The organism is Dyadobacter sp. CECT 9275, from assembly GCF_907164905.1.
In the GTDB taxonomy this organism is placed as follows: Bacteria; Bacteroidota; Bacteroidia; order Cytophagales; family Spirosomataceae; genus Dyadobacter; species Dyadobacter helix.
In genome coordinates this window covers 3,277,480-3,298,622 of sequence record NZ_CAJRAF010000002.1, presented here as the reverse complement: position 1 = coordinate 3,298,622, position 21,143 = coordinate 3,277,480, and the positions used below count along the sequence as shown (strand labels likewise).

Annotated in this window: 15 protein-coding genes; 12 read left to right on the top strand and 3 right to left on the bottom strand. The window is 45.8% G+C overall.

What is annotated here, in order from left to right; translation table 11 throughout:
- Positions 1-21: 21 nt before the first annotated feature.
- The 6 genes from KOE27_RS21340 to KOE27_RS21315 all read left to right on the top strand — a co-directional run bounded on the left by KOE27_RS21340 (position 22) and on the right by KOE27_RS21315 (position 6,535).
- A complete protein-coding gene (locus KOE27_RS21340; RefSeq protein WP_215240814.1) occupies positions 22-708 on the top strand; it encodes a response regulator transcription factor in 687 nt (228 codons plus the stop codon).
- 104 nt (positions 709-812) lie between these two features.
- Positions 813-1,052 carry a 50S ribosomal protein L28 gene (gene rpmB, locus KOE27_RS21335; RefSeq protein WP_215240813.1) on the top strand — a complete coding sequence of 80 codons (240 nt, stop codon included), beginning with the start codon at positions 813-815 and terminating at the stop codon, positions 1,050-1,052.
- Positions 1,053-1,143: 91 nt separating this feature from the next.
- A complete protein-coding gene (folK, locus tag KOE27_RS21330; RefSeq protein ID WP_215240812.1) occupies positions 1,144-1,635 on the top strand; it encodes a 2-amino-4-hydroxy-6-hydroxymethyldihydropteridine diphosphokinase in 492 nt (163 codons plus the stop codon).
- A 256-nt stretch (positions 1,636-1,891) separates the two neighbouring features.
- Complete coding sequence (locus tag KOE27_RS21325; RefSeq protein ID WP_215240811.1) at positions 1,892-4,267, top strand: TonB-dependent receptor; 2,376 nt, start codon at positions 1,892-1,894, stop codon at positions 4,265-4,267.
- A gap of 70 nt (positions 4,268-4,337) precedes the next feature.
- Positions 4,338-5,261 carry a DUF4249 domain-containing protein gene (locus tag KOE27_RS21320; protein ID WP_215240810.1) on the top strand — a complete coding sequence of 308 codons (924 nt, stop codon included), beginning with the start codon at positions 4,338-4,340 and terminating at the stop codon, positions 5,259-5,261.
- A 155-nt stretch (positions 5,262-5,416) separates the two neighbouring features.
- On the top strand, positions 5,417-6,535 hold the full coding sequence (locus tag KOE27_RS21315) for a DmpA family aminopeptidase (RefSeq protein WP_215240809.1): 1,119 nt from the start codon (positions 5,417-5,419) through the stop codon (positions 6,533-6,535).
- Positions 6,536-6,548: 13 nt separating this feature from the next.
- On the opposite strand, the gene KOE27_RS21310 is transcribed toward KOE27_RS21315, so the two are convergent.
- Entirely contained in the window at positions 6,549-7,955 is a 1,407-nt protein-coding gene (locus KOE27_RS21310; protein WP_215240808.1) for a sensor histidine kinase, read from the bottom strand.
- Between the two features lie 303 nt (positions 7,956-8,258).
- Between KOE27_RS21310 and KOE27_RS21305 the strand changes: the two genes are divergently transcribed.
- From KOE27_RS21305 to KOE27_RS21295, 3 genes are all read left to right on the top strand, one after another.
- The gene (locus tag KOE27_RS21305; protein ID WP_215240807.1) at positions 8,259-8,630 is read left to right on the top strand and encodes a hypothetical protein; all 372 of its coding nucleotides are present in this window, start codon (positions 8,259-8,261) and stop codon (positions 8,628-8,630) included.
- 172 nt (positions 8,631-8,802) lie between these two features.
- Positions 8,803-11,775, top strand: coding sequence for a protein translocase subunit SecDF (secDF, locus tag KOE27_RS21300; RefSeq protein WP_215240806.1), 2,973 nt, complete (start codon positions 8,803-8,805; stop codon positions 11,773-11,775).
- Positions 11,776-11,899: 124 nt separating this feature from the next.
- Positions 11,900-13,351: an amino acid permease gene (locus KOE27_RS21295; protein WP_215240805.1), complete on the top strand. Its 1,452-nt coding sequence runs from the start codon at positions 11,900-11,902 to the stop codon at positions 13,349-13,351.
- A 177-nt stretch (positions 13,352-13,528) separates the two neighbouring features.
- On the opposite strand, the gene lhgO is transcribed toward KOE27_RS21295, so the two are convergent.
- Complete coding sequence (lhgO, locus tag KOE27_RS21290) at positions 13,529-14,728, bottom strand: L-2-hydroxyglutarate oxidase (RefSeq protein WP_215240804.1); 1,200 nt, start codon at positions 14,726-14,728, stop codon at positions 13,529-13,531.
- An 88-nt stretch (positions 14,729-14,816) separates the two neighbouring features.
- The gene (locus KOE27_RS21285; protein WP_215240803.1) at positions 14,817-15,563 is read right to left on the bottom strand and encodes a response regulator; all 747 of its coding nucleotides are present in this window, start codon (positions 15,561-15,563) and stop codon (positions 14,817-14,819) included.
- A 676-nt stretch (positions 15,564-16,239) separates the two neighbouring features.
- Here KOE27_RS21285 and KOE27_RS21280 point away from each other — a divergent pair.
- The 3 genes from KOE27_RS21280 to KOE27_RS21270 are packed head-to-tail and all read left to right on the top strand — an operon-like array spanning position 16,240 to position 21,136.
- Complete coding sequence (locus KOE27_RS21280) at positions 16,240-17,580, top strand: OmpA family protein (RefSeq protein ID WP_215240802.1); 1,341 nt, start codon at positions 16,240-16,242, stop codon at positions 17,578-17,580.
- Positions 17,581-17,604: 24 nt separating this feature from the next.
- On the top strand, positions 17,605-18,468 hold the full coding sequence (locus KOE27_RS21275; protein ID WP_215240801.1) for a YfaP family protein: 864 nt from the start codon (positions 17,605-17,607) through the stop codon (positions 18,466-18,468).
- Between the two features lie 19 nt (positions 18,469-18,487).
- A complete protein-coding gene (locus tag KOE27_RS21270; protein WP_215240800.1) occupies positions 18,488-21,136 on the top strand; it encodes a VWD domain-containing protein in 2,649 nt (882 codons plus the stop codon).
- Positions 21,137-21,143 lie beyond the last annotated feature (7 nt).

The following is a 21,143-nucleotide window of genomic DNA, read 5'->3' as shown; positions in this document are numbered from 1 at the left end:
TCGCTTTAAAACCGGACAAACTTGAAAAAGAAAATATTATACGTTGAGGATGATCCTAACCTCGCTTTCGCTACCAAAGATAATCTGGAACAATTTGATTACGACATCATTCATGCCGCAGACGGTGCCGAAGCCCTGGAATTATTTGGGAAAGAGCATTTTGATATCTGTGTGCTGGATATTATGCTGCCCAAAATGGACGGTTTTACCCTGGCTGAACAGATCCGGAAACAGGATGCGCTGGTACCCATTCTGTTCCTGACGGCGCGCTCACTGCAGGAGGATAAGATCAAAGGACTCAAACTTGGGGGTGACGATTACATTACCAAACCCTTCAGTATTGAGGAACTGAGGCTACGGATCGAGGTTTTTTTGAGGAGAAGTACCTCTGCCACCCCTGCGGCGTCAAAGATTGAGCCGGGGAAAGTGGGAATTTACGATTTTGATTTTCAAAAACTTACCTTGTCGGGGAATGGGGTGCTGCAAAATCTGACCTTCAGGGAGGCGGAGGTACTGAAATATCTGTCCGACCGCCCCGGCCAGGTGATCCGCCGCGATGACCTGCTGAAGGCGATCTGGGGTGATGACGATTATTTCATGGGCAGGAGCCTGGACGTGTTCATTTCAAGGTTGCGCAAATATTTATCCGCTGACCCGGCCATCAAAATTGATAATATTCACGGCGTAGGGTTCCGGATGCGGTGGTGAACAGGGTGTTTTGTAACAAAATTTTAAAATATATTTTACGCTTATTTGCTCATAAAAAAATAATTACGCATCTTTGCACCCTCATTTGGAAAAATTGTAAGGTCATGGCTAAGGTTTGTCAAATTACTGGAAAAAGAACACGCGTTGGAAATAATGTTTCTCACGCTAACAATAAAGTAAAACGTAAATTCTTCCCGAATTTGCAAAAGAAACGTTTCTTCCTTCCTTCAACCGGAGAATGGGTTACGTTAAGAGTAGCTGCTTCTGCACTTCGTACAATCAACAAGAATGGTATCGAAGCTACTATTCAGAAAGCATACGACAAAGGCACGCTTACATTCTAAGAAATTTACGAATTTATTGGAAAGGGACTTCCCGGTTTGGGTGGTCCCTTTTTTTGCTTGCTTCTTCCAGGTCTCATCAGGTTAAAACTTTATGGCTCGCTCAAATTCGGTATATCTTTTGCTGGGATCCAATCTGGGCGAACGTTCCCAGGTGCTGCAGGCCGCCCGGCTGCTCATCGGAAAACGTGTGGGCGAGATTGTCCGGGCATCATCGGTTTATGAGACCTCTCCCTGGGGTGTAACGGACCAGCCTGCTTTTATGAACCAGGTACTGGAGGTAAATACAGCATTGCAGCCGGAAGAGGTACTCCGGATTGTACTGGAAGCAGAGCACGAGCTGGGCAGGATTCGGTATGAAAAATGGGGCGCACGGGTTATAGACATTGACATACTGTATTATAACGACTTTGTGCTGGCAGGCGCGCGGCTGACGGTACCTCATCCCAGGCTTCATGAAAGGCGCTTTACTTTGGTTCCTCTTTCCGAAATTGCCTCTGATTTTTTACACCCTCTTTTCAAAAAAACCAGTGCAGAGTTGTTGTCCACATGCACGGACGACGGGGAGGTTATGAAACTTTCATAAAAAAGTACTACTCCGGATATTACGTTCCCGTATTCGTTCATTCCATTCATTCCTGTTTTACAGAGGTTCGTCACTTTTTTGTACAGGATTTGGTGCGTAATTGCTTGTTTTGTACAGCTGTTTAATATTGGTTTTACAATATTTCTGAAAACACATAAGGGTAAACGTCGGCTGAGTTGTCAGACAGTCGTTAAACGAGTTGCTAACGGATATACCAACACCACACATAGTACAGATGAAAAAAAATTTTTTTAGCATGAAAAATGAAAAGTTAAAAGGAGCATTGATGCTGGCTTTGATGATGATCATGAGCCTTACCGCAGATGCCCAGACCAAACAGACGATCAGCGGGTTTGTAAAAGACCTTGCAAACGGAGAAGGCCTCATTGGTGTTTCGGTGTATGTCCGCGAGACGGAAACGGGCGTGACCACCAATACCTACGGATTTTATTCCCTCACACTTCCGGCAGGCCAGTACAATGTGGTTTACAGTTACATTGGATATCAAAAGATAATCAAAGAGGTAAACCTGTCCACAGACCAGACGGTGAATATCGAAATGGCCGATGAAAGTAATCAGCTACAAGAGGTGACGATCTCCACCCAGAAGGAAGATGAGAATGTCCGCAGCATTGAGATGTCGGTGAATAAAGTGGAAATGAAAACCATCAAAAAGATGCCAGCGCTGCTTGGTGAGGTGGACCTGATCAGGAGCATCCAGCTTTTACCGGGTGTGACCACCGTGGGAGAGGGAGCCTCCGGATTTAACGTTCGTGGCGGGGATATCTCTCAGAACCTGGTGCTGCTGGATGAGGCACCGGTTTATAATTCCTCTCACCTTTTTGGTTTTTTCTCGGTTTTTAACCCCGACGCGGTGAAGGACGTGAAACTGATCAAGGGCGGGATCCCGGCGCAGTATGGCGGAAGGATATCCTCTATTCTGGATGTCAGGATGAAAGAGGGGAATGCCAAAAAACGTGAAATCAATGGTGGGATAGGTTCCATATTCTCACGCCTTACTTATGAACAGCCTTTTGCTGCAGGAAAAGGGTCGTTCATCGTAGCCGCGCGGCGTTCGTACATCGACATTCTGGCCAAGCCGTTTCTGAATAAAGACCTGCGCGATTCCAAATTCAATTTTTATGATCTCACGGCCAAAGTGAATTACCGGCTGGGAGAAAAAGATACCTTTTTCGCATCAGGATACTTTGGTAAAGATGTTTTCGGTGGAGGCGACTTCGCCTTTGGCTGGGGCAATGCTACTGCCACTGGGCGCTGGAATCACATTTTTTCCAACAAATTATTCATGAACCTGACTGGCTACTATAGTAATTACGACTACTCTCTGGGCCAGAATGTGAATGATGATAATGCCAGGGATAAATTTGACTGGAAATCTAAGATCATCAGCAAGAGTATCAAGCCCGATTTCACCTATTACATCACACCGAACAACCAGCTTACTTTTGGCGGACAATATATCCGGTATGATTCCCGTCCGGGCAAGGCTATAGCCATTTCCGAAGGAGAAACAACCGATATTAGTCTTGATCCGAAGTATGCTGATGAATCAGCGCTTTATATTGGTAACGAGCAAAAATTCGGGGACAAAATATCCTTGCAATATGGTATCCGTTACAGTTATTTCCGCAGCCTGGGACCAGGTACCGAATATGATTATATCGAAGAAGTGAAAGGACAGCGGAAACTGCCTGTGCTTCCTGGAAAAGAATATGGTAAAGGCGATGTGATCAAGTCATACGGCAACTGGGAGCCACGCGCTTCTCTGAATATCGGGCTGAATGCTACTACTTCCATCAAGGCAAGTTATAACCGTACGGCGCAGTACCTGCATTTGCTCTCCAATACGGCAGCAAGTTCCCCGCTGGACGTATGGACGCTGAGTTCGCCCATTATTAAACCCGAGATGGCCGATCAGGTGGCTTTGGGCTGGTTTCAGAATTTCAAAGATAATACCTACGAGGCTTCTGTGGAAGTGTACTACAAAAAGCTGTATAACCAGATTGACTATGTGCCGGGCTCAGACCTGCTGCTGAACCAGTATTTTACAGGTGACCTGCTGTTTGGCAAAGGAAGAGCATATGGTGCGGAATTTTACCTTAAAAAGAACAAAGGTAAGCTGACGGGCTGGGTAAGTTATACCTTGTCAAGAACCGAGAGACAAGTGGAAACCGTTAATAATGACGACTGGTTTCCAGCCAGGTTTGACAAGCCCCACAATTTCACATCCGTGGCCATTTATGAACTGAGAAAACGGCTGACACTCTCTGCGAACTTTACAATTGCTTCCGGTACCCCGGCTACTTTTGCTACCAACCGTTACGAAATTCAGGGCTGGGCACTGGGTAACAATTATGAAGGCAAAAGAAATAACAGCAGGATACCGGCATACCATCGCCTCGACTTGGCCGCTACGCTGAAGTCCAAACGGAAGTTGTTCAAAACCGGTGAAGGAGAATGGGTATTCTCGGTCTATAATGTTTACAACAGGAGGAATCCCTTTTCGGTATATACCCGTGTAAATGAAGATAATGCACTGAAAACAGAGGCGGTACGCTATTCTGTGATCGGCAGCATGATCCCTTCTGTAACCTATAACTTTAAGTTTTAATCGACTCACCAGATCGCCTGTTTGTCACAAGCGAAAAACCAGTCATTTATTCAGAAACTATCACATGAAAATGGTTATTCAAAATATATTTAAATCGTTGGTTTACAGTCTCGTATTGTTATCCACATTGATGTCGCTCATGAGTTGCGAAGATGTAATCGATCTGAAAACAGCCAATGGCCCTTCCCAGATGGTTGTGGATGGCTGGATTACCAACCAGCCCGGCGCACAGACGATCCGCCTGACGTGGTCAGCAGATTATTTTGATAATGGTGCGGCGAAGCCTGTTCTAAACGCAGAGGTTACTGTCACGGACAATCTAGGAAACAAATATGAATTTCCCTACAGTGGTGCCGACGGGAAGTATGTCTGGAATGGTGCGGATACCCTGGGGCATATTGGAAGAACCTACACCCTTAGCATCAAAAATGGGGATGATACCTATACGGCTTTTAACCAGATCAAACGGGTACCAACCGTGGATTCGGTGGTATACCAGCACGAAACCTACCCCTTTGAGCCGGATAAAGGTCCCAAAAAAGGATTTATTGCTGAATTTTACGCACGTGATTTCGTAGGAGAAGGAGATACCTACTGGATTAAGCCGGTGGTGAGCGGGAAAGTAAGTGCAAACAATCCGGTGAATATTTCTATTGCGTACGATGCGGCTTTCGGGTCAGGGGCACCTTCGGACGGGCTTATATTTATACTTCCCCTGCGGCAGTCGATTACGGTAGATTCACTTTATTCCGCCGGAAATTCAGTTGGGGTGGAATTACACAGCATTACCAATGAGGCATTTGAGTTTTTGAAACTGGTACGGGAGCAGGCCAGTAACGGAGGGTTGTTTGCCACGCCTAACTCTAATATCAAGTCCAACGTGGTGAATACGAATGCCAACGGCCCCAAAGCCCTGGGGTACTTTGGAGCCTCTGCCGTGAGCCGGAAGGAAACGGTGATTGATCCGGCCAAAGCACGTCCGGAAGAAGACTGATCAAGAAAATAAGGGCCTTTTCCGGCATTTTCCTGACCACATCTCAGGGGAATGCCGGTTTTTTGTTTCAGGGTAAAATATTTTATTCCTCGGGCTTTCGTTATGTGAATAATTTATCAAACTTTTCGTTTTTTCGCTGCAAAAAACGCTCCTTCATGAAAGTGTTAAGTATATTGTTGTTAAGCAGCTTACCCTACCTGGTTATGGCGCAGCAACGTCCCAGGGAAGCGGGAATAAAGATAGGTGTACTCCCGACGGGAGCAGGCAATGCCATCACCGATGTGGAAGGGGTGAGGGTGGGGCAGATAACCCTCTATGAAGGAGCAGACGTGCGGACCGGCGTCACTGCAATTTTACAGCACGGAGGGAACATTTTTCAGCAAAAAGTCCCCGCCGCCGTATATGTCGGAAACGGTTTTGGAAAACTGACCGGTTCAACACAGATAGAAGAACTCGGCACAATGGAAACCCCCATTGTTCTTACGAATACCCTGAGTGTACCAACCGCCGCCGACGGACTGATCGACTGGACGCTTGGACAGGGCGGTAACGAAAATGTGAGATCTGTTAATGCCGTGGTGGGCGAAACCAATGATGGTACACTCAATGATATCCGCGGACGCTACATAAAAAAGGAACATGTATTAAATGCGCTCGCGCAAGCGTCTGACGGAAAAGTGGAAGAAGGAAACGTGGGTGCGGGCACAGGTACCGTTTGTTTTGGATGGAAAGGGGGCATAGGTACCTCATCAAGGAAGCTGCCGCAGAATCTGGGAGGGTATACGGTTGGCGTACTGGTGCAGTCCAACTTTGGGGGAGTGCTGCAGGTGGACGGTGTGCCGGTTGGAGAAGTGCTAGGGAAATATGCGTTCAAGGATAATCTGGACAAGTCGGCGGCGGGTTCCTGCATGATTGTGGTAGCGACGGATGCACCGCTGGACGCGCGTAACCTGAAAAGGCTCGCCAAAAGGGCCATGCTCGGGCTTGGAAAAACAGGCGGTATTGCTGAAAACGGAAGCGGAGACTATGTACTGGCGTTTTCCACTGTCAACCGGGTTTTACATGAAACCCAACAGGCAACCAGCGGAGCTACCTTGCTGCATAATGATTATGTTTCTCCTTTGTTTATGGCTGTGATTGAAGCTACCGAAGAAGCGATTATCAATTCACTTTTTATGGCCAAAACGTCAACAGGTTTCAATGGAAGTAAAGTGGAAGAGTTACCGGAAGACCAGGTACTCCAGATTATGAAGAAATACGGCAGGTTAAACTGACCTGTCCTCCCTATCAGTGAGCGGGATTGTTCACCGGAATATCCGTTGTTACAGGAAAACGAATGGAGAGCCGTGTTCCCTGGCCGGGAGCGGACGTTATCCGGACTTCCCCATTCAATTTGCTTGTGCGCTGCTGGATATTTTTTAATCCGTTACCAAGCTGTTTCAGACTGCTGTCGAAACCCACACCATCGTCTTTGATGCTCAGCTCAAGGTAATCAGGGGATATGCCTACATGAATATATACATTTTCGGCGCTGGCATGTTTCACCACATTGTGCAGAGCCTCCTTGTAAATCAGTAACAGGTCGCGTCGATAATGCGGAAGCATGGACCACAGCGGTATGGATTCAGGGATATCTGTGTGCACGGTAAGGTTACTGGGGCGGAATACATACTCGGTGGTTTCCATCAGGCGAAGACTAAGGGTATCCTCAGATTCCGGGTCAGAGTTCAGGCTCCAGACAATCTCGCGCATTGCTGACATAATGATATTAGCCCGGTCTCCGATCATTTTAAGGGTTGATCGGGCCTCCTGTGGTTCACTTTCAATTTGCCTGGAAGCCACCGTGCTTAAGAGCTTGATCCCACTAACGTCAGAACCTATTTCATCGTGCAGGTCGCGGGCAATATCATTCCGGATCAACTGAAGTTTCAGCTGCTTTTCCTCGTTTTGCCGAAGCTGACCGATCAGTTCTTCGTGGTATTGGAATTTTTCCATCTCCGTACGTCGGTTGATCCAGGAGATACCTATCGTAAAACAGATGGTTTCCAGTATCATTCCAATTTCCGTAGGAATCATGGGAAAGGAAAACGGTTTACTGATATCCCTGGCAGTCCAGGAATCCAGTTTTAGCAGAAAAATGGCAACGATCATTCCGGTGATATAACACATGGTGCCCAGCACGAAGAATGAAACCACGCGGGTTCTCAGGCGTAGGACCCTGTAGATAACCGCCAGGCCAAGTGCAGCAAAAACATATCTTAATACTTCCTTGCAGCGTTCAAAAATGTAATGATCTATATTGTTGTTGACAAAAAAATAATAGAAATCCATAGCCACACTCACTACTGACAATACCGCGATGGCACCGATAATGCGGACACAAAGTGGATCGTTGTCGCGCAGGTCCATGAAGAGTATCGCAAACTGCCCATACAGGTAAAGCGAAAGATATTGAGACGTACCCAGTGCAAAATCGTAGGCATCTACAATGTTTTTGGGAGAATCATTGTCAAAATGATAGTAGAAGGTATCATCCAGCGTCATGTATACGAGCATGGAAATGATGTAAAGTGCGTAAAAAATGAGCACACGTTTTCTTTGCCAGTAATAGGTGATGAGTACGTAAAACAGCATCATGACCAGCATTCCGTCAAAGAAAAGACGCAGGCTGTAATAGTTTAGCACAAAATGCATGGTGGGTTATTATTTCCTTTTATAGGGGTCCGTCCTTGAGAGAATAAAGATAAGGAATGCATGTATGAATATGAAAGGGTATTTTCCTCATGATTATACCGTTTTTATATCGGAAACAAATGCTCAGGGATTCTACTGAAAGCCAGCCCGCTCGCAGTAAGCTTACGGACGGACCGCAATATTTTCTTAATATTTCTTCAAAACCAGGTCTTTATAAAAAATCCATTTGCGATTGTAATATTTTACTTTAAAATTTGCCGTTCATTTGAAACCTAAATCAGATCAGTGAAGGCCCAAACTTTAATGAATAGAACCATCACTTTACTCATGGCAACCATGCTTTTAATGGTAGCTGGAGTAAAAACATGGTCTTTAAAGGAAGTTTATGGTCAGGAAAAACAGGTTTCCGGGCCTGATTTCCATGCTTCGGATGCAGGAGATGCTTCTGGTGAAAAGGGAAGCCAGGGCGCCGTTATCAGTTCATTATCACTGGATGCCGTCATTACACCGGCACTTTCCTTCGATTTTTTTCAGGGATTTTATATTTTGCCGGAGCCGTTGTGGCAATTAATTTCAGATCCGGCTGCTGCCTTCATTACTTTTGAGGAACCGTATTTTCTGGTTTCTTCCTTCTGCAGGATATTTGGCTCCTACATAGTCACCAACGCCCCCTAATCGGGTTGGCGGTTTTTGGTTTGCGGTATGCAGACGCGAAAATTGCATTGATTTGCTTCTCCAAGGGATTTAACCCGCTTTTTATTTATGGTTTTTAATTTCAGTTTAACAGACTGTAATGAAAATTTAAATAATTGATAATGAATTCAGTAATAACTTTTATAATTACCCAATGACTAATAAGAATGGAATAATCGGCTTAACCATTGTGTTTGCCCTTATCAGTATCTATTACCTTTCTTTCACCTTTGTATCCAGAAATATCAAAGGGAAAGCGGAGGCGTATGCTACCAATGCTAATGGCCAGGTAGACCAGGCTAAAAAGCAGGCTTACATTGATTCGCTCTGGCGTGAAGATGTTTACCTGGGCCAAACCCTGCAGGAAGTAATGGAACGTGAACTTACCTTGGGGCTCGACCTGCAAGGAGGTATGCACGTGGTACTTGAAGTGTCACCAGTGGATATCCTGAAAGGGATGGCAGGTGGAAACGCCCGCAGTGCTGCTTTCCAGAAGGCCATAAAAGATGCAAGCGAAGCACAGAAGTCCAGCAGCAGCTCTTATGTTGACTTGTTCGTGAAGGCTTACAAAGAAGCAGCGCCCAATACCAGCCTGGCGAGTGTTTTTTCAACCAGTGCAAACCGCGGAAAGATCAGCAGCAATTCGTCTGACTCGGAGGTGACCAAAATGTTGAAAACAGAAGTAAGCGGAGCCATTGACCGTGCGTTTCAGATCACACAGGCACGTATTGACAAGTTTGGTGTGACCAACCCCAACATTCAGCGCTTGCCCAATACCAACCGTATTCTGGTGGAATTACCGGGTGTAGAAAACCCTGAGCGTGTACGTCGCCTATTATCGGGTGCTGCAAAACTTGAGTTCTGCGAGGTATATCTGACCAACGAACTGGCCCCTGCCATTGAAGGATTAGGTGCATTTCTTTCCAAAGAGGAGGCAAGCCAGAAAGCAGCTGCGAAAGCAACCGCTTCTGCAGCGCCGGCTACGGCAGCTGATACAACCAAAAAAGCGGCAGCTACCAGCTTGGCGGAACAGCTTGCGCAAAAAAGCGATTCTACCAAAAAGGATAGTTCAGCTATTGCGGCTCAAAGTGCAGCCCTCACCAGCCTTTTTGTTCCAATGCCGCAAGGTTTGGGGGTATATCTGAAAGATACCGCAAGAGCTAATAAAATACTGGCACGTCCGGAAGTGCGTACGCTTTTTCCTGCCGATCTGGTATTCATGTGGGATCGTAAAGGTACTGAAGCCGCAAACGGACAATTAATTCTCCCGTTATATTTTATCAAAAAACAAGGTGGCCAGGCTGCCATGGAAGGTGATGTGATCGTTGATGCTAATCACGACTACGACGACCGCGGACGTCCGGAAGTAACCATGCGTATGAACGGTGAAGGAGCTCGTAAATGGCGCTCGTTAACTGCCAGAAGTATCAACCGCCCTGTAGCTATTATTATTGACAACCTGGTTTATACTGCTCCGACCGTACAGGGCGAGATTCCAAACGGAAACTCAAGTATTACAGGTAATTTCACGGTGGAAGAAACAAAAGATATGTCCAACGTATTGAAGGCGGGTAAGTTACCCGCCCCCACCAATATCGTTGAAGAAGCTGTAGTTGGTTCCACCCTTGGAGCAGAGGCTATCCGGGACGGTGTGGTATCTTCGATTGTGGGTCTGATCATCGTTCTGGTTTTCATGGTTGCCTATTATGCGCGTGCAGGCTGGATCGCAGATATTACCCTTTTGATGAACCTGTTCCTTCTTTTGGGGGTAATGGCTTCGATGAGCTTTGTATTAACACTGTCAGGTATTGCAGGTATCGTACTGACCATTGGTATGGCCGTGGATGCAAACGTACTCATTTATGAAGGGATTAAAGCTGAGATTAATGAGGGTAAACCTTTCAAACTCGCTGTGACCGATGGTTTTAAACATTCGCTGACCGCCATCATTGACTCCAACGTAACTACACTTTTAACAGGGGTTATTCTCTGGATTTTCGGAACAGGGCTGGTTCTGGGTTTTGCCACCACGCTGGTAATCGGTTTGGTCACCTCGCTTTTTTCTGCTATTTTCATTACTCGTTTATTCCTTGAGGCACAGGTAGCGAAAGGCAAAACATTTGCGTTTTATTCGGCTCTTACCAAAAACTGGTTTAAGGATAACCATTTTGATTTTGTATCCCAGAGACGCCGTTTTTACATTATTTCAACCGTGATCATCGTGATTGGGATCGGTTCCTTTATTTTTAAAGGATTTGGGCTGGGTATTGATTTCAAAGGAGGACGTTCTTACGTTGTGCGTTTTGAAAAAGCGGTAGAGACAGACCAACTGCGTTCTGCTTTGAGCGATGCGCTGGAATCAACCCCCGAAGTAAAAACTTTTGGCGGGTCAGATCAGGTAAAGATTACAACGGCCTATCTGATTGATAATACTTCTCCGGATGCAGACCAGCAGGCTCAGGCCAAGGTACTGGAAGGTGCTTCCAAAATGAAAGACAATAAGGCCAAAATCGTAAGTTACAGCAAAGTAGGTCCTACAATGGCTTATGATACCATGATTTCTGCCGTGTATGCAATTCTCCTGGCTCTTGCTGCTAACTTTGCGTATATCTTTATCCGTTTTAAAAGACTGGCATTTAGCTACGGTGCGGTGATGTCACTGTTCCACGACGTGGTCATTATCCTGGCCATTTATTCTCTGTTCAACGGTATCCTGCCTTTCTCACTGGATATTGACCAGGCTTTTATCGGAGCAATCCTGACGATGATCGGTTATTCCATGAATGATACGGTGGTGATTTATGACCGGATCAGGGATTACCTGAGCCAGGACAAAGCGAAAAACGAAAGCCTGCCAACCGTCATCAACAACGCATTGAACAGTACCCTGAGCCGTACGGCCGTAACAGGTATCTCGGTGATTCTGGTACTTTTGGTACTGATCGTGTTTGGCGGGGAAGTGATCCGTGGATTTACATTCTGTATGTTGCTGGGTGTAATCGTAGGTACCTATTCTTCGCTTTTTGTTGCTGCGCCAATCGTGGTAGACCTTCTGCAGCGTGATAACAAGAAAATGGCAGCGGCTCCTGCGGTGACGGAAACGGCTGGAAAGAAAATGAAGGCATAGAAAGAAATAAAAAAGGGAAAGCTTACCAGGCTTTCCCTTTTTTATTCTACCAGAATGCTTTGTTAGCGAATTTTATTTTAGTTTTATGAAATAATGGAATCATCTCTATAATAAATAACTCTCTATGGCAAATCAACTTTGGATAAAGAAGCCAATTGAAAAATTGTTGCTGGAATCCTCAGGCGAAGGAAATCAGTTGAAACGTTCTTTAAGTTCCGCTAGCCTGGTTGCGTTGGGAATCGGGGCAATTATCGGCGCGGGTCTTTTTTCGTTAACAGGTATTGCAGCCGCTGAACACTCGGGGCCAGCGGTTACCATTTCTTTTATTCTTGCTGCTGTGGGTTGTGGTTTTGCAGGGTTGTGTTATGCAGAGTTTGCATCTATGATACCTATTGCCGGTAGTGCTTACACTTACTCCTATGCGACTATGGGAGAATTTGTAGCCTGGATCATCGGCTGGGATCTGGTGCTTGAATATGCGCTGGGTGCAGCAACGGTGTCGGTGAGCTGGTCCAGGTATCTCCTTGAGTTTCTGAGCAAATTTGGTATTCACCTTCCGGCCCAGCTGGTTTGTTCGCCCTTTGAAGTAGTAAAACTGAGCGATGGTACGATCATCGATAACGGTATTGTAAACCTGCCTGCGATTCTGGTCGTATGTCTGTTGTCGTTGCTTTTGATGAGAGGAACGCAGGGCTCAGCTTTTCTGAACAACTTTCTGGTGGTCATTAAAGTAGCTGTCGTACTCATCTTTATATCCCTGGGATGGAGCCACATTAATCCTGAAAACTTTGTGCCCTACATTCCTGAAAATACGGGTAAGTATGAAAACTTTGGCTGGAGTGGTATTGCTACAGGAGCCGCAGTTGTTTTCTTTGCCTTCATCGGTTTTGATGCGGTGTCAACTGCTGCACAGGAGGCCAAGAATCCGCAAAAGGGCATGCCTATCGGTATCCTGGGATCTTTGATCGTTTGTACGATTTTGTATGTGCTCTTTGCCCACGTCATGACAGGTCTTGTAAAGTATACTGAATTTGCCAATGATGCCAAGCCCGCTGCTACGGCTTTTGCCAAAACGGGTTATGACGGCCTTCAGACAGCGCTCATTATCGCCATTCTGGCGGGTTACACTTCGGTGATGTTGGTCATGTTACTGGGACAAAGCCGGGTGTTTTATTCCATGAGTAAGGACGGCCTGCTTCCCAAATTCTTTAGCCAGGTTCATCCTAAGTTCAGCACACCTTACAAAACCAATATTTTCTTTATGCTTTTTGTGAGTTTATTCTCTGGCCTTGTTCCGGTGAGCGACCTTGGGCATATGGTGAGTATCGGTACCCTATTTGCGTTCTGTCTGGTGTGTGTAGGTGTATGGATGTTACGTGTTAAGCGCCCTGAGCTTCACCGTTCGTTCCGTACGCCCCTGGTCCCTTTTGTACCGATCATGGGTATCGTAGTGTGTGTATATCTGATGTATTCCCTGCCGGTTGAAAGCTGGTACCGTCTTGGAATATGGCTGGCGATTGGGTTGGCTGTTTATTTTACCTATGGTAAAAAACACAGTAAAATCGGGCACGAATAATTTATAGCATCTTCCCGAGCAAAATAAAAGTGTCCTTCCTGGCTTGGGAGGACACTTTTATTTTGTTTCAAAAATCTTGTTAATGTATAGGGTTTTGAAAGGCAGGTGACCAATTACATCCGATGTAAGTGATATTACGAATGGCTGTGCAGGTATTGCTCACAGAGCGCCTGAAACTCAGATCCTCGCCAGCACTCTTTCGGAAACAGTTTGTCCAATGGACAACGATGACGTTGCCGCCGGAGAGGGAGCATTACATACATTGATAGCTCCTTTGTTTTCAATGATCGAAAAATCATCCAGCAGGCCGCCGTCATAGTCGCAGGCCTGTGCCCGCACGCCTGCTCCACCCGGAATAAGGTCAGTACTTTCAATTTCCGGTATCAGTTCCTGTAATGCTTTTGTAAATGCTGCTTTCGAAAATGACCGATAATATTCACCCATACCGGTGCGCCAGTATTTGGCGGCTACTTTTCTGAAACCAGGCCAGGCCAACGCTTCCAGCAGTTCCGGAAAATTAATATCCGTTTTTTTGTAACCTTCACGTTTGAAGGCAAATACAGCGTTGGGTCCGGCTTCTACGCCTCCTTCTATCATCCTTGTGAAATGGACGCCCAGGAAGGGGAAATTGGGGTCTGGAACGGGGTATATCAGGTTTCTGACGAGGTGATGTTTCTCGGGGCGTATTTTGTAGTATTCGCCCCGGAAAGGAATGATCTGTACTTTTATGTTTTCAGCCTGTGTAAGCTGGGCAATTTTATCGGAATAAAGGCCGGCGCAATTCACAACCAGCCTGGTTTCAAATACGCTACCGTTTGCGGTAACTACTTCTGAGTGCGTATTGCGGTTTTTGATATCCGTCACTTTTTGCCCGAAACGGATTTCCCCCTCCAGTTTACGAAGACAGTCGGCATATTTTTCAGAAACGGCCGTGTAGTCAATAATTCCGGTATAAGGTACCCATATACCTTCCAGACCGTTCACATGGGGTTCGATTTCCTTTATTTCGGCTTGGGATATCATCCGGTTATTTACCAGCCCATTCTGCATTCCTCTTTCGTACAGATTTCGCAGTAAGGGCCTCTGCTCCTCGCTGGTGGCCACCACCACTTTCCCGCACAGGTCATAGGGAACGCCTTCACGGTTGCAGAAGTCGATCAGCATCTGATAACCGCGGATACAGTTGGTGGCTTTCAGGCTTCCCGGTTTATAGTACAGTCCCGAATGAATTACCCCGCTATTGTGGCCTGTCTGATGCCGGGCCACACCGTTTTCTTTCTCAAGTAGTAGCAGTTTCAGCGAGGGTTTCTGTTCCTTTAAACGCAGGGCTGTGGCAAGACCGACAATCCCGCCACCGATAACAACAATATCGTACATGTTTTTTACTGATCTTTTCCTGTGCAAAGAAACGGCTTGATCCTGAATAAATGGTAATTCTCAGTAAGGATATTGTTGCTGTCAGCAATTATTTGGTGCGCACTACTTTAAGTTTTTTTAAAAGCTCCTTTCGGTTAGCTTCCGAAATCTCTACTACAACAACTTTTTCATCACCCAGATAGATATGGGTTCGTTCAATGCGCTTGCGGTGATCCATATTGATGAACAACGAACGGGAAAGGCGGAAAAAATTAGGTGTTGTAAAATATTGCGACAGATTTCCGAGTGTCATACCGATCATTTTGGGACCTATGCGGTTCATCAGATACACATTCACGCACGCGCCTTTTGCCTCCAGATAGAGAATATCCCTTGTGGTAATCTGTTCATGTCCGTTATCAAACGGAAGATAAAAGTTATTCTGGTTCATAGTCTGATGATTGATGTTTCTGCTCTGGTTGAAAAAATTAGTATGGGCCACGCTGATTTGGATGAGCAGTTCCTGCGGCCGGAAGGGTTTCAGTAAATAAGCAGAGGGAAACGTTTTTCGGGCTTTTTCGACCGTAGCCGGGTCGGAGTAAGAGGAAAGATAAATAAAAGGTATCCAGTGCTGCGACAGGATTTCCTGGGCAATAGCAATACCAGCTTCCGGAAGTTTACCTAGTTTGATGTCAATTACTGCAATATCAGGCGGATCGTTCTTTACCAGTTTCATGGCACCTTTTGCGTCTCTTGCTATACCTGTTACCTGGTGTCCTGCTTCCTCTGCGCAGGCTTGTATTTCATGGGCAGTTTGTAAATCGTCCTCTACAATTAATATTTTCAGCGGGTCCATAACCGTTGGTTAAATGCGTGGTATTGCCTCCCGGGTGTTGGTATCAATTCACCACCACGGGAAATAATCCCATACTGTATACCATTGGCTGGCCAAAGGTCTCACCCTAAACTTCGTTCTGTGCTGCTCTTTTTTGGAGAAGTGTGCAAAAGCCACCCGCGGGTTTGATTGAGCCTGCTTGTCTCAAATCCTGGAAGTGGTCATGAAGTACGGCAAGGACTGTTTCATTGGAAAAATTATTCCTTTCATGAGGTAAAATGCTTGGTTCGTGAGATGTAGGTTGAATCAGACGGGTTCTGGTTACAAATTCGTAATTCTAATAACCTGCTATCGGCCTACGTATGAAAACTGCCTCCGCCATTGCTCCGGCAATTCCTTCGAAACCACTATCTGCTTCATTTAATAAGGTAAATCAAATAATTGTAAATGAGTCTGTTGAGCTGCCATTGGTTTCAGATTCTCCGAAAAGGTGTAAATAATTTCTTTAAAGTGCGGTTACCTGCAGCTCCTTCCAGCTATTAATAGGGGAAGAAGGGAGGTGTGCTTATCTGAAACGGAGAAAAACGGTGGATTGCTTTAAAGAAGTCGTTTTCTGAAGTGAACAGCATACTGGCAGCACCATGGGAAAATCATCCTTCATATTTATAAAACAGGCATTATCAAAAATTAATAGGTTATGAAAAAAGTTTATGTATTTCTTTTTTTTCTCTGCATCCTCTCAGGTTCAGTAGCTGGGCAGAAATTGAGGACCTCCACAGCGGCACCACAGCAAGGCCTGCTGGAGACAATTCTGGACTCACTCCGTAAAAAACCATCCATGGCCGGTGTCAGGATCAAGATGAAGAACATCAATTTTGAGACCAATTCGGCGGCGATCAAGCCGGTCAGTAAGGTATATCTGGATACGATTGCTTCCGTTTTGAATCAGTTGCCCTCTATCGTTTTTGAAATAACGGGGCATACGGATAATGTCGGAAATGCCGAAGCCAACAGGAAATTATCTTTAAACCGGGCTAAATCGGTAAGAGATTATTTGGTGACAATCGGTCGTATCAGAGCCAGCCGGGTGAGTTTTCAGGGCTATGGCTCCCTGAGACCGGTGGCCACCAACAAAACGGAGTTTGGAAAAAGCCAGAACAGACGTGTGGAAATGGAATTTGTCGGGCTTGACCAGACGCAGAAAAATGAAATTCTTTTCATGAACGGACAAAAGGAGGAGGTCCTGTTCATATACAGAGATGATGCCAACAAAAAGATTCTCTACAAACTCAATGAGTCCTCGCCCCTGCTGGAAGTAAAAACGACAGAGGTTTCGCAGATCAGGTTTGCTGATGGTACCAGTGTGGTATTCCAGCCCATTGTAAGGGAAGAGATAAAGCAAAAATTCGATGATCCAACAGGAGATCAAAATTTATCTTTCACACCTTCGGCGCCTAAGCCCAGAAAGGCTTTTGGAGTAACCGTTTATGGAGAAGGACTGTATGTGATTGAAAGTCTTTCTAAAAACTGGTCGGACCTCAACACGGGTATTGGAATGCTGCAGGGTTTTGGCGGAGGAATTCAACTGAGTTACTTTTTAACCAGCAAGGTAGGCGTGACTTTCCAGACAGGATTTTCACAATGGCAGGTGGAAAGAAAATATGTGAGCATGGTGCCGGAAAAAATACTACAGTTTACTGCGGAAGACAAAGTAACCCGGATTCCCCTTCAGGTTGGGTTGAAACTCTATCCTATCCGGAATATTTATTTCAACCCATTCGGAGGAGGGCAGCTAACCAAACGTACCACGAAAACTTCGGAGTTGCACCCCAATGGCCTGCAGACGATCACGACCAAAGGATTTATTCCGGCGGTGGGTGCGGCCATAGGTTTTGAGAAATATTTCGGCCCGGTTTTCCTGGACGTGGCCGCGCAGTATCACTATATACTCAATAAGGATTTTAGTGAGATAACCGATCCGCTGCACTTCGCAGGATTACGCATCGGGATCGGATTTAAATCAAAAGAAATTAAGTAAAAGGACTCAAACCCAAGAAATAAAATGTTCCGATCATATTACATCCTTATCGTTTCGGTTTTTTTCCTCCTGATGGGGAGCTGCACCCGAACTACAGAAATCGAAGTTGATCCTATTGTGGTGGATCCTTCCGATCCCAATTCTTTCAGCCGGTACATCATTTTGCCAGATGGAACGGTGCGTATCGTGGGGGCACCGCCTGCATCAAACCAGACGGGCACTCGGCCCAGCATCACCGCCGGGGCGAATACCGTAATCATTTCGAGCAATGGTAGTACAGTTGCTATTCCGTTTGGTTTTAATATTCCTTCGGGCAGTACGGTTGAAGGCTTTTATGTGCAGGTAGAGGGATCGGATTCCTATTTTGTTGTGCAGCCAGACCCAAACAATCCGGGCCAGTTTACTTTGCCGATCGGTATTCCGGCGGCATCCCTGAGCGGAAGGTTCTGTGTGAATGTGTGGGTCTATGACGACCTGAACCGGGTGAGTACTCCTGTTACACAATGCGTGGATATTCAAAAGCTTGGTACCGGTTCGTTGCAGGTTAATCTGGCTTGGGATACCGACAATACCGACATAGATCTTCACGTGATTGAGCCTGGCGGTGAAGAAATTTATTTTGGAGATAAGCGCTCCAATGTCACCGGCGGGCAGCTGGACAGGGACGACACGGATGGTTACGGTCCTGAAAACATTTTTTGGGAAAATGCGCCGGACGGTGAATACAAGGTATTTGTGCATTACTATGGAGGTACACCCCGGACGCGCTATTTCATAACGATTAATACTGCCTCGGGATCCAGGAGTTACAACGGGATACTGGAACGTGAGGACGACCAGAAGGACGTGGTGACGATCAGAAAACGCGGAGATCAGTACAGTTTCTAAAATAGCGCGTTTCAGGGTCATGAAAAAATATTTAAGGATATCGCTTTCGCTGGTGGTTTTTGCGGCAACCGTGTTCTGGCCAACGGCCTGTAAAAGGATTGTTGAAGTACCAGCCGAGCAGGCTGGCGGAGATAATATTGTTGACATACATGAAAATGTATACGTGCTGGACAGCAATCAAAATAACCAGTTACTTGAATTAACACCGTCGTACTTGTTGTTTAAAAGCGATCCACAAGTAGGAAACGGACACATTTCAGTCACTGCTCAGATGTCATCACTCAGGACAGGAGATATTCTTTTAGGATATATTTCAGAAAAGGCACCAAGAGGTTTTGCTGCGGAAATTACCAGGATTATAGATGTTGCAGGTAATATAAGGATGGAGTATAAATTCGCTCCGCTGAATAAAATATTCAAAAGGATCCACAAAACGTTCGAATTTACTTTTGGTACGGAGTCGTTGTCAGCAGAATTTCCACTCAGTCTTACAACTACTGGTGCAGGAGGAGTTACGTCTGGAACGGTTGAAGGAAAAATTGCGGTATCAGGTGAATACCAGGGCAAGGGTTTAATTGAAATTTTTATTGAAGATTCCAACTGGAAAAAATTCAAGGTCAAACATACTATTGATAAAAAATTTAATGCATCTGCTTCTCTGAAAGGAAGTGCAAAAGCCAAATTTGAGAAAAATTTGTTATGTAAGGAATTAAATACAAAGGTCTTTCTGGTCTTTGGTATACCAGTGATGATTACACCTGTTGTGAGGTTGGATGCAGGAATGGAGTTTGACGGCAGTGCCAAGGTAGAAGGAAATATTTTTTCTCTTAATCATTCTTCAGCCACGGGCAAAGAGTGGAATAAATGTGGTGGACCTTCATGCTGGCAGGACATTAATGAAGAGAACCCCCAACCGGATCCAGCTCCGGTTAGTCTTGAAATTAAGGGCAAGGTCGAAGCCTCAATCGAAGGGAAAATGGAGGATTATTTTTACCAGTTCTTTGATGTAGATTGTGAAGTAAAGGAATATGGCTTTTCTGTTGGAGTTGGGATGAAATTTTTTGGAGGGTTCGAAGGTGCATGCAGTACCTTACAAAAGGGTTTAAATGTTATATATTATTTTGGGGTAGAATTAAAAGCCTTTGTAGATGTGAAATTACTGGATCTGATAGAGGCCACACCGACCATTTCCTATGACTGGAAAGCTAAATCTGATCCATGGGCTTTATTATCGGAGTTATGTGGTGATGAACCTGACCCCGTCCCCGACAACACTGAGCCTGTCCCAACTTCCATCAGTACCGGCGACCCTCACATCACTACGCTGGATCGGGCGCGGTATAGCTTTATGGCGGTGGGCGAGTTTGTGGCCCTGAAATCCACAACGGATAAGTTTGAAGTGCAGGCACGGCAGCAGGAAGTGGCATCCAAAAATAACTCTGGCCAGGTATCCTTTAATACGGGTGTTGCCGTGAATACCGGTAACGACGTTGTCTGCGTGTATCCGCCCAACCGTATCACTGTGAATAAGCAGGCCATTTCTTTTGATTTTGAAAATTACGCACTGAGCAACGGCGGGTCCATCCGTAAGGATGGATCGCAGCTCTACATCCGTAACGCCAACGGCGACCAGGTGGAGGTACGGTTGTTTGCACAGGATCTGGACTACTATATCACCCTGAATATCAACAGAAAAAGTAAGGTGAAAGGAATAATAGGAAACTATGACGGGAATGCCGCCAATGACCTTGTGACCAGCACGGGGCAGGCGGTTGCGAACAACTATCAGTCGTTATATCCTGTCTTCGCCGATAGCTGGCGCATCAAGCAGGCCGAGTCGCTGTTCATTTACGATTCAGGGAAAAGTACAGAATCCTATACCGATCGTAATTTTCCAAGAACACAGGTTAATCTTACCTCGGCACAGGAGGCGGCGGCACGCAATATTTGTGCGCAGCAAGGAGTGACGGACCCGGTCACGCTGCAGAACTGTATCACGGATGTTGCGCTTACCGGCGACAATTCCTATGCCCAACGAGCCGAAGTAAGTGAGAACAATGGTGCTTTACGTAATTTTTCGATTGGGAATTTCAACAACTTCCGTAACGATGTGGGACTTTATGAAGCTACAATGAGCGGGGAAGGGGTGAGGTTCAATGACCTTAACTGTTCCGGGTCCTGCGCTTTGCCAGCCATATACTGGAAAGACAAACTGGATTTTTCCAAAGGGTTTGAAACCGAAATGACATTTACGGCCACCAAGGTAGTGGCCACCTCGAATGACAACTCACTGGGGGTCTGTGGAATTGAGACAGCCTCGTCATCGAGTCCTTCGGTATATTCCACCTTACTTTCAGGAGCGTTTGACAGCAACGCCCAGAAAAAAACATCTACACGTGTTGCCGTTGCCAGCGGACAGGTTACCAACAACGGCAGTATGATTGCGAATGTTTTTGACGGGCAACGGCACCGTTTGCGTGTGGTGGTGAGCAGGAGCAGTGCTGGTAATGGTTTTAGTGGAAATTATAAAATATATTTGGACGGAGCTTCGGCACCGGCTGCTTCCGGAAATTTTACCCAGAATCAATATTTCAGGAATATGCTTTTTCCGAGCTTATATGGTGAGAATGTACTGGTGCACAGTTGGACAATGAAATCTTTGATGTAATATGTTG